Source organism: Lutibacter citreus (assembly GCF_003260195.1).
GTDB classification, from domain to species: domain Bacteria; phylum Bacteroidota; class Bacteroidia; order Flavobacteriales; family Flavobacteriaceae; genus Lutibacter; species Lutibacter citreus.
Window position 1 is genome coordinate 1 of the sequence record NZ_QEIH01000020.1, and the last position, 11,130, is coordinate 11,130.

At 26.5% G+C, this 11,130-nt stretch carries 10 protein-coding genes; all 10 read left to right on the forward strand.

Going from position 1 to position 11,130, the window contains the following annotated elements; translation table 11 throughout:
• The first annotated feature begins 292 nt into the window (after positions 1-292).
• Positions 293-1,702: a KAP family P-loop NTPase fold protein gene (locus tag DAD81_RS20340; RefSeq protein WP_111710278.1), complete on the forward strand. Its 1,410-nt coding sequence runs from the start codon at positions 293-295 to the stop codon at positions 1,700-1,702.
• A gap of 164 nt (positions 1,703-1,866) precedes the next feature.
• The gene (locus tag DAD81_RS20345) at positions 1,867-2,511 is read left to right on the forward strand and encodes an alpha/beta hydrolase (protein WP_111710280.1); all 645 of its coding nucleotides are present in this window, start codon (positions 1,867-1,869) and stop codon (positions 2,509-2,511) included.
• Positions 2,512-2,789: 278 nt separating this feature from the next.
• Positions 2,790-3,164 (forward strand): DoxX family membrane protein, encoded by a 375-nt coding sequence (locus DAD81_RS20350; protein WP_111710282.1) that lies wholly within the window; start codon positions 2,790-2,792, stop codon positions 3,162-3,164.
• Between the two features lie 73 nt (positions 3,165-3,237).
• Complete coding sequence (locus DAD81_RS20355) at positions 3,238-3,678, forward strand: EVE domain-containing protein (protein WP_111710284.1); 441 nt, start codon at positions 3,238-3,240, stop codon at positions 3,676-3,678.
• On the forward strand, positions 3,662-4,105 hold the full coding sequence (locus tag DAD81_RS20360) for a MarR family winged helix-turn-helix transcriptional regulator (RefSeq protein ID WP_111710286.1): 444 nt from the start codon (positions 3,662-3,664) through the stop codon (positions 4,103-4,105). Before DAD81_RS20355 ends, DAD81_RS20360 begins: the two co-directional genes overlap by 17 nt.
• Positions 4,106-4,110: 5 nt before the next feature.
• Complete coding sequence (locus DAD81_RS20365; protein WP_111710288.1) at positions 4,111-4,683, forward strand: pentapeptide repeat-containing protein; 573 nt, start codon at positions 4,111-4,113, stop codon at positions 4,681-4,683.
• Between the two features lie 251 nt (positions 4,684-4,934).
• On the forward strand, positions 4,935-5,615 hold the full coding sequence (locus DAD81_RS20370) for an NAD(P)H-binding protein (protein WP_111710290.1): 681 nt from the start codon (positions 4,935-4,937) through the stop codon (positions 5,613-5,615).
• A gap of 506 nt (positions 5,616-6,121) precedes the next feature.
• Positions 6,122-7,291, forward strand: coding sequence for a pepsin/retropepsin-like aspartic protease family protein (locus DAD81_RS20375; protein WP_111710292.1), 1,170 nt, complete (start codon positions 6,122-6,124; stop codon positions 7,289-7,291).
• 443 nt (positions 7,292-7,734) lie between these two features.
• The gene (locus DAD81_RS20380) at positions 7,735-8,211 is read left to right on the forward strand and encodes a hypothetical protein (protein ID WP_157961210.1); all 477 of its coding nucleotides are present in this window, start codon (positions 7,735-7,737) and stop codon (positions 8,209-8,211) included.
• 934 nt (positions 8,212-9,145) lie between these two features.
• Positions 9,146-10,333 carry a TraB/GumN family protein gene (locus DAD81_RS20390; protein ID WP_111710297.1) on the forward strand — a complete coding sequence of 396 codons (1,188 nt, stop codon included), beginning with the start codon at positions 9,146-9,148 and terminating at the stop codon, positions 10,331-10,333.
• The last annotated feature ends 797 nt before the right edge of the window (positions 10,334-11,130 follow it).

The following is an 11,130-nucleotide window of genomic DNA, read 5'->3' on the forward strand; positions in this document are numbered from 1 at the left end:
ATTATTCTTAGGAATCCGCTCACTTAATTGAAAGTTTGCAAACAATTTTTCTTGATATTCTTTCTTGCCTTGCATACCATGAAAGTACAAAATTTAACCCTTTTTTACAACTTTTTGGCTATATTTAATCGTGTTTGTGCAACAGGCACAATGTATAACCAAAATTGTTTTATTTAGTAAAATAGAATGTTTCTTAATTCTAATTTTATTAGTTTTATAAAACGAAAAATTGCAAAACCAAAACACAACTTTGGTTATACAAAACCGTTAGCTGTAAGCCGAAACCCGAACTATGATGAAACATTCAGAACTTGAAATATTAGAAGAAAATCCATTTGAAAATTGTAGATTGGATAGGGAAAAATATGCCAAAGTTTTAACCAATATTATTAATTCATACTCATACGGATTTGTTCTAGCCATAAATAATAAATGGGGAACTGGTAAAACTACATTTGTTAAAATGTGGGAACAAGATTTAAAAAATAAAGATTATCAAACGGTATACTTTAATGCTTGGGAAAATGATTTTGAAAATAATCCATTGACAGCATTAATGGGGGAATTAAAAACATTAACTACAAAATCAACTGAACCTGAATTCAAGTCAACATTAAAAAAAGCGGCAACATTAACCAAACACATAGCTCCTATTGTAGCTAAAGCAATTGCTGACAGATACATTGATACTATAAGTGTTAAAGATGCTATTATTGGAGTAACAAAAGGTTTGTCAGATGTTTTTGAAAATGACGTTAATGAATATTCCAAAAAGAAAAAAAGTATTTCGGAATTCCGTAAAAGTCTTTCAGAGTTTATAGCAAACACAAATAAAGGAAAACCATTAGTATTTATAATTGATGAATTAGATAGATGCAGACCTGATTATGCAGTATCAATTTTAGAGCAAGTAAAACATTTCTTTTCAGTTCCAAATATCATATTTGTTCTTTCAATAGATAAAATTCAACTTGGAAATGCAGTTCGTGGAGTTTATGGAAGTGATATGATTGATGCTGATGAATATTTGAGAAGATTTATTGATTTAGAATATTCAATTCCAGAACCTGAAACTGGAGTTTTTAGCGAATACTTATATGAGTATTTTAATTTTGATGAATTTTTTGCAACACCAGAAAGAACCAAATACAGTGAATTAAAATTTGACAAAACTGATTTTTTAAAAATAGCTAGAATTTTATTTTCTAATTCAAACATTTCGCTGAGAGAGCAAGAAAAAATATTTATTCTTGCTAGAGTATCTTTAAGAACATTTGCTCAGAATAATTTTATTTTCCCTTTTATTTATTTATTTCTAATTTTTGTGAAAATCAAAAAAACTGATTTATATAATAAAATAAAATTACAAAACCTTACAATTAAACAATTACAAGAATATCTTTTTGAAATTGTAGGAAACAAAATTAATGAAGATAATGAAAGAGAATTAATGGTTTTAGAAGCCTATTTACTCAATTTTTATAATAACTCATTAAATTCTGATTATTATCAAAAATCAAAGCTATATGAGAGAGGCGAAGATGGGAACAATAAACTTCTTATAAGTTCTATAATAAATAAAACAAAAGACATTGATTTATTAAGCTTTATAGAAAGTATAAATAGAGGAAGAAGTGGTGGAGATTTAAAATTAAAATATTTTTTAGCCAAAATAGAACTGCTAGAGGAAATCAAAATATAAAGCCTACAGCTAACACCGTGTAAAATTAATTGCTAGTAAAAGCCTACTTACAAAAGTTCTCGCAGACTTTAAATCTGTGTTTTATTTACTAAATTTAGCGTCTAAAACACGCAACTAATCTTATACAACAACGCTGCCTATATTTTCAGAAAAATCATAAATCAATGAAAATAAGTCTATTAATTGGAATTCTATTTTGCTCAACTTTATTTGCGTGCGGAAACAAAAATGATGACCGATTTGTTTTCTTCCTTCACAACCGATTTTTAGAAGAACACAATCTGAATGAATTGCATCCCGAATTTGGCCGGACTGAATACAACGAAATTATTGCTGAATTTAAAAAAGGAGGACTTAAAGTAATAAGCGAAAAACGGAGTGGAAATGTTAACGCAAGAGAATACGCAATCGGAATTGTAACTCAAATAGACAGTTTAATAAAAAACGGAACAGAACCTAGAAAAATAACAGTGGTTGGAACTTCAAAAGGAGGATATATTGCTCAATACGTTTCGACTTTAGCAAATAATCAAGATTTGAATTTTGTATTTATTGCAAGTTTTAGGAATAGCGATATTCAAAATATACCTGAAATCAATTTTTGCGGAAATATTTTAACTATTTACGATAAGTCCGACCCATTTGGAGTTTCTTCATTGGAACGAAAGAAAATCTCGAACTGTGAAATAAAACACTTTAAAGAAATAGAACTGAATACAGGAATGGGACACGGATTTTTATTTAAACCTTTAAAGGAATGGATTGAGCCGACAATAAAATGGGCGAATGGAAATTACAACGTAAAATAAAAACTCTAGGCAACTCCATATAACCAAAATTGCTAAATTCAATAATATAGAATGATTCTAAAGCTTAAAATAAATAAATTTAAACATCGGAAAATTATGTTTTCATAAACGCATCTTTCCATTCCCTAAGCTGTATGCAACAAGCAAAAAAACACCAGAAACTGATATATTAAACCTGAAAAATTCACTTATTGTAACATAATTTTGAAATTATTTGATTATTGTTGTCGCGAATACTATATTTGCAACTACAATATTTAGTTTTTAATAAATTGATTATGGAAACAACAACTTTAATTATTCGAATTCTTTTAGGATTAATCCTAGTTATATTCCCTATAAATGCATTATTCTTAAAAAAGTTCAGTCCCAAAATGCCTGTTAAAGCACAACTTGTAATGGATACTTTTAGAGATACAGGTTATCTTCTTTATCTTATACAATGGACTGAATTAGTAATTGGAATATCTTTATTAACAGGTTTTTTTGTGCCGCTATCATTAATTATATTGTTTCCAATATCAATTAATATTTTATTGTTCCATATTTATTTAGCTCCTCCAGTAGTTGGTCCAGGTTTAATAATTTTTGCAATGAATATCTTTCTTTTAATTTCATATAGCTCTAGTTATTTAAACTTATTTCAGATTTAGGTGACAATTTTTGACATTGTCTTTTTTAGTGCCTCACCAATTCTTCTAAAATTTATAATAAAAGTTAAAAAAAATGGAAAATAATAATTTAAAATATTGGATAATTACAGCTTCAAAAGAGCACGTTAAAAATGGAGTTTTAGGTGGTTTTGCACAAGCTTGTCACGGAAAACCTACTCCATTAAAAAAAATAAAAAAGGGAGATTATATTATCTTTTATTCAAGCAAGGAATATTTTGATAAAAAAGATAAGTGCCAAGAATTTACTGCTATTGGTAAAGTAAAGTCTGATGACATTTACCAATATGAAATGACACCTGATTTCTGTCCTTTCAGAATAGATATTAACTTTTTGCAATCAAACGACATTTCAATTCTTCCTCTTATTAACGAATTGAGTTTTATTCCCAACAAGCAAAAATGGGGATATCCTTTTCGCTGGGGAACATTACAAATAAATGAATCTGACTTTAAATTAATTTCAAACCTTATGCTTTATGAACAAGAAAATTGATTTCCTTTTTGAAACACCCAACGAAAGCCTTGGGTATCTACTTTGGCAAGCTACTATGCGTTGGCAAAGAGAAGCTAATAAGGCTTTAAGTGAAGTTGGCCTAACAAATACACAATTTGCAATTTTGTCAGCTTTAGCTTGGTTATTGCGTTCTTCAAAAAATGTAACCCAAAAGGAAATTGCAGATGGTAGTAAAACTGACCGAATGATGGTTTCAAAAATTTTACGCACCTTGCAAAAAAATGGTTTGGTTGAAAGAAAAGAGCACGAAACTGATACGAGAGCTAAATGTGTTTTTTTAACTGATAAAGGTGTTGAAATCTTGCAAAAGGCATTGGAAATTAAAAATAAATCTAATGAACTTTTCTTTGAAAATGTAACAGATAAGCAACAATTTTCCAAAGAACTACAACAAATCATTGAATAATTAAAATGGAAGTACTAACACATTATAATAAATCATTTAAGAAAATTATTTATGCAGAAAAAGAAACAAAAAACAGAGAATTTGATACTTGCAATTTTATAAACTGTGATTTCTCTTATGGAATGTTTCTTTCTAGTTTGTTTACAAATTGTGTCTTTACAGGTTGCAATCTTACAATGACAAAGTTCAATCATTGTCAACTCGATAACATAACATTTAAAGAATGTAAATTATTAGGTGTAAATTTTAGTAGTTGCAATGACTTTCTCTTTTCATTAAAATTTGATAGCTGTATTTTAGACTGTTGTTCTTTTACAAGAAAAAAAATGCAAAAGACACCTTTTATTAATTCATCTATTAAAGAAGCCGATTTTTCAGAATGTGATTTAACGAATTCTTCATTTAAAAATGTAGATTTAACCAATTCTATTTTTAGTAATACTAATCTTAAAAGCGTAAATTTTCTTACAGCAAAAAATTACAGTATAGATCCTGAAAAAAACAATATTAAAAAAGCAAAATTTTCTTTTCAAGGTATTGCAGGTCTATTAAATAAATATGATATTATAATTGAATAAAGCCTGTTGCCAACAATGCGTATAACTTATAAATTAGATTCATAAGAAATGAAAAAAGAGATAATTATGAGGATGATTTGTAAATTTCCATACGGAGAGATTGGAATGAATGGAAGTGAGGATATAATGAGAGAACAGATTGACATTTATTTCTATAGATTAGACTTTTGATTAAACCTTTACAGTTAAGGCCAAAACAACACAGACAAATTGTAGGTAACAAAATAATTTTAAAATAAATTAAAAAAAAGATGACTTTAAAACCCGATCAATTGTCTATAGTAATGCTGGGAGCAAGTGGTGCGGTTGGCACAGAAACCTTAAACACATTACTTCAATTAAAGAACATAAAGCAACTAACATTACTTGGTAGAACCCCCATTTCAAATATAAATGTTGATTTTGTACAACAATACAAAATTAGCATAAGTGACACCAGTTCATATCAGAAATATTTACAAGGTCACACAACAGCTATTTGTACTTTAGGGGTTGGTGAACCTTCAAAAATGAGTAAAGAAGAATTTGTGAAAATTGATAAAATTGCTGTATTAGATTTTGCAACAGCATGTAAAAAAGCTGGGGTAAAGCATTTTGAATTGTTAGCTTCGGTGGGTATAAATTCAAAATCAACTTCTTTTTATTTAAGATCAAAAGGCGAATTGGTAGAAGAATTAAAATTATTAAATTTTGAAAGGTTAAGTATTTTTCAACCTTCAATGATTTTAACTCCAACTAATAGGTACGGAATAACTCAAGCCATTACATTAAAAGTTTGGCCACTTCTGAAACCTCTTTTAATTGGGAGTTTACGAAAATACCGCGGTATTATGGTGAATGTTTTAGGGCAGGCAATGGCCAAAAATATTTTTAATAAAGGTGGAGCATACGAAATATTACAATGGGACGAATTTTATTCAATAATTAAATAAACTTATTGAAAATAAATGAAAAACCAGCGTGTAATAATGTGTAAAAATAATAGCCAAAATAGTAATAAATTTAAGAGTTGTAGTGCTATTTAACCTTAATGCATCTCTTACAGGTAAGTGTTTCGCTTTTGGCAGCATATTCTATTGGAGTTAATGTGGTTAGCACACTATAAATATTGATTTAAAAATAATAATCATTTTTATTTTAGCGCTTTTTTATACTTTTTTAGAATTTTACTACCCAAAATAAACCTCAGACTTAGTTTTATATTTTAAGAATACAATGTAAATATTTTAACTTTCATTTTATTCTGAATCTCTATAAAGGATGTTTCTTTTTTTATTAAATTAGTCTCTCAAAAAAATTGCAAGAATACATTAATTTATAAAATAACTAAAAGTGATTTTATCCCTTATGTATTATGTGGATAAAAACATATAAGTTATGTATATAACGAGTTGGGCACTAGTTCTACACATACAATTGCACTTTATTGAAAATTATTATGATAAAGAAAATATTACAGATTATTTTAGGAATTTTGACAGTCTTCTTATTTTTAATAGTTACTGCAACTATCTTCAATCTTGCAAAACTTAACCTATCAATTGATAAAATTTATATCGGAGCTATACTATCCTTAATATTTGTTTTATTTTTTAAAAAACATAAAGTATATTTCATCACAACTATTATTACAAGTTTATTATTTATTGGTAATAACTTTTATGAAAACTACCTTATTGATACATCAATAACAGATTACAACTTAAGTTGGAAATCAAAACAACACAGTACAACAATTCCTTTTTATACTTCAGAAAGAAACCTAATTTTTATTAAAGGCATAGTTAATAATAAAATTCAATACTTATTGTTTGATACAGGCGCTAGTAATCCATACTTTAAAGAAAAATTTAACAAAAAATATCAATTTCCAATTTATAAAGTCAATGTCAATTCTACAGATGCAAATAATATATCCAAAAAACTAAATATTGGAGTATTGAATAAACTTTCTATAGGTAATCTTAATTTTAAAGATGTAAACAATGGCCATTTTATTACAACATCTTTTGATAATAACAGACAGATAATAGTAGACTCAATAGCTGGAGTATTCAGTAGTAATTTAATGAACTCTTTAGTTTGGGATTTTAATATGAAAAATCAAACAATAAAGATAACAGATCAAAAATTCTCAGAAAAAAACATTGAAATGATTTCCATTCCTCTAATAGAGTATGGTACTCGATGGAAAATAGATATAAATATTAATGAAAAGTCCCAAAAAGCACTATTTGATACGGGGGCAAACTCTATTCTAGACATTAAAGACAACTTTAATCTTCCTGAAAATTATAACTACATAATTGAAAATGCACCTACAGTAACTTCAATGCACTCTAATGGAAAAGATAAAAACATACAAATAGGAAGAAAAATATTTGTTGATTTAGGTATCTCAGATACAGTTTTTAAAGATAGTTACGCTACTGACAAATCACATATAAATCTTATTGGAAATCCTCTAATGTGGGAATATGAAAGAGTTGTACTTGATTTTATAAATAAAAGAATGTATTTATTAAATAAAAATAATTCAACAAAAACGAAAAGCATAAGTAACATTAGTGAAAAATTAAGACTAAAATTAATAAAAAAAACCATATGAAAAGAATATTTTCACTAATAATACTTTGTACACTATTAACTAATTGTAAGCAGGTAGAACAGTAGAAAAAAATCACAGCTCAAACTAAAATTTCATTTCCTTTTTATTCGACAGATAATGGATGGATTCTTATTGAAACTCAACTTAATAATGAAAAAAAATATTTAATATTTGACACTGGAGCAACAAACACATTTCTAAGTGAGAAATACATTACTTCAAAAATAGTTAACCAAAACCCTATAAGAGATGTTAAAGGAAATATTTCCAATAGTACATCATTTAAATTAAATAATTTCTCTTTAGGAAATAAATTATTCCTTGATGGAGGTATTTACAACTCACTACCTCAAACACAATTTAAGAATGATTCTATAGTTGGGCTTCTAGGTGTAAATATTATTAATAATTATGTTTGGGATTTTGATATGATTAACAAAATTGTGAGTATTTCAAAAAATAATCTAAATAAAAAAAATAGTGATATAATAGAAATTCCATTAGAAAAAAACGGAATGGATTGGTCAGTAAATGTTTTTCTTGGAGACCAAAATAAAAGTTTGATTTTCGATACTGGATGTGATGATATTTTAGCTTTAAAGGATACATTGATAAATCCTCTTATTAAAGGCGAGCAGAACAATATAACATTTGAGACTATAACGATAGGGGGAAATTCATTTGAAAATGTTTTTGTAAAGCATAAATTGAGTATTGCTCATAATCTAATTGGGATGCCATTATTATGGGAATATAAAAGAGTTACATTAGATTTCATTAATCAAAAAATATATTTACATGATGGAATGAAATCAAAGAATAAAAATAGTATTTCCAACAGAAGTAGGAAAATAATAGATGAATTAATAAAACTAGTGCCCAACACCGCGCATAAAAAATTGCTAAATCCAGTAAAATAGAATGTTTCTAAAATAAAAATATATTAAATTTAAACATCGGAAAATATCATTTTCAAAAACGCTACTTTTCATGTACTAAACCGTTGTAAACAATGTCAGAACAAAAAATAAAATCACAGAGAATATGAAATGTTCTGTATGTTCAAGTGAAATGAATGATAAATATTGCTCAAAGTGTGGACAATATTATAAAGGTGGTAGAATTAATTTCATAACATTTTTAGGAGATTTATTTGATAGTGTTTTTTCATTAGAAAAATCTTTTTTCCGAAATATTCGAATCGGATTAAGCCAACCCAAAACCTTAGTTTTAAACTATTGGAATGGATTTCGGAAATATTATTACAGTCCTGGAAAATTCTTCACAATAGCATCTTTATTTCTTGTATTGCACTATTCAATTGCAAATGATTTTTTGGGTCTTGTAGTAACGAGTAATATTTCTTCACAATTTGTAATTTTATTATCGAATATTCTCTTATTAACTTTTTCAAGTTTTTTACTATATATACAATTCAAGAAAAATTTCTTTGAACATCTAATTTTAAATATTTACAATGTAAGCTTATGGATAATTATTTTCTTTCCAATATCAGTAATATTGAGCTTAACAGTAAATAATAATCCCATTGAACAATACTTTTACATTCCATTTCATATATTAATTATTATTTGGAACTCGAAAGCTTTTGAATTGACTAAAGCCAAACGTTTTCTTTTTGTTACGATAAATCTATTAATGTTTTATGGAACATTGTTATTTATAGTGTACAAGTTTGGTGAATTTTAACCAAATAATTTGAATAAATTAAGAATGAACTGAATACAAAAAACACTGTTTACAACACCTCATAAAATGTATGCTTACTTTTAAACTAGAACAAACTTACGAATCATATAAATAATCATTAGCTACAAGCGGATTAAAAATGTTATGAAAAAATTGATATTAATACTTCTTATACCACTTTTTGGATGTTCTCAAAATTCTGATATTAAACCTTATGTCAACTTTTTAAAAAAAACAGAAAAGAAGTCTGCTAAAGATTACATTTTGCAACAGTTTAAAGAACGTGATATTGTAATTATTTGCGAAAGAGATCATAGTGATGTGTCACAATATGAGTTGATTAAGGAAATTATGTCTGATGATTATTTTAAACATAATGTGAAAAATGTATTCACTGAAATTGGAGTTATTAATCTTCAGCCAGAAATAACTGAATTTTTAAAAACAAGTGGATTAGACAGTCTTTATGTAGAAAAAAAACTAAACGAATTTCAACAAAATGCAGATTTCTATGCTATTTGGAACAGATACAGTTATCACTATTTCTTAAGAACTATTTATGATCTTAATAATAACTCTGAAAATAAAATATCATACTATCCTTCTGATTCTGAATTTGATTGGAATAAAGTGAAAAATGTTGAAGACTTTACAAGGGAGTACGAAATTGAAATTGAACCAAGAGATAGTATAATAGCTTATAATATTATTAACCAATATGAAAAAATAAAATCCAAAACGAACAATAAAGCACTTGTAATTTTGAATTACAGACACGCATTTAAAATTAATACAATCCACAAGAATGGTGAATTACAAAAAAATGTAGGCAAATATTTATCAGACTATTTTGGTAAGGGTGTTGTTAGTGTTCTTTCAAATCGTCCATTTTTTTTCAAAAAAGGAAAAAGTTGGGAGTATAAACTAATTCAAGATGGTAAATGGGATGCATCGTTTAAATTTTTAAACATTGAAAATATTGGCTTCAATCTTGAAAACTCTGTTTTTGGAAATGATAATTTCGATATGTGGAATGAAATGAGTGAAGTAAAATACAATGATGCTTTTGATGGTTTTGTTTTTTATAAAACAATAGAAGAACATAATTTAATTGATAATTTTAACGGATTAATATCTAAAGATTTTGAGGAAGAATATTTTAGGAGATATAAAATAATTTTAGATTATAATGAAGATAGTACAAAGTTAAAAAAACTTAATAACCAAGAATATAAAGAAGCTGTTTTAAAAGAACTAAACACTAAAAAAGTGAGGAAATATCGAGATTTTGAGTATTTAATAGAAAGTAGAGATAAATATTTAAATGAATAAAATAAAGCTTACAACAATGGGAGTTAAAAATAGCTAAAACACTGTAAATATAATATGAAAACACATTAATTTTAAACATATGAAAATTACGTTTTAAAAAATGTAACTTTTCATGCTCTAACCCGTTGTGCGTCATTCCCCTCATCTGAGTAACCGATTAATTTCTGATGTAAACGAGTAAATTTCTAGGGAAAAATGAAAGTTTAAAATTTTACCGTTAGTCATAATTAGAAAACAATGAAACCTAAAAAGAACAATTATCAATGAAGTGATTTCTTATTTTATTTTTTAAATAAAGTGTAACATAAAATAAAAAACAACAACTTATATATAAACTAAAAACATAAAATATAATGAAAATATTGAAATATTTATTACTTGTTATCGGAGTTTTAGGAGTAATTGCATCAATCTATAATACAATCCACGTTGGAACTATTAGTGGACAAAAGATAGAATTCTTATGTTCTTTTTTCTTGATATTCGCTTCATTCAGAACTGAAAAATGGAGAAAAGCAATTAAAATATAGATTGAAATCCTGAAAATTAAGAATGTCTTTTTGTCCAATTTATAGTTAAATATATTTATGAATCATTTCCTTTAAATGATAAAAAAGGAATTTGAACATATTGGAATTGAAATTATTAACTGAATAAAAAAACGAACGCACAACAATGGTAATCGTTGCACAAGGCATTAAAAAACATAAAAACACAACTCAAAAGCTTCTTTTTAAGGGGCTTTTGTTTTTTACAATAGTAGTTGAATTTCAATTTTTAATGGTTGCTAAGCCTCT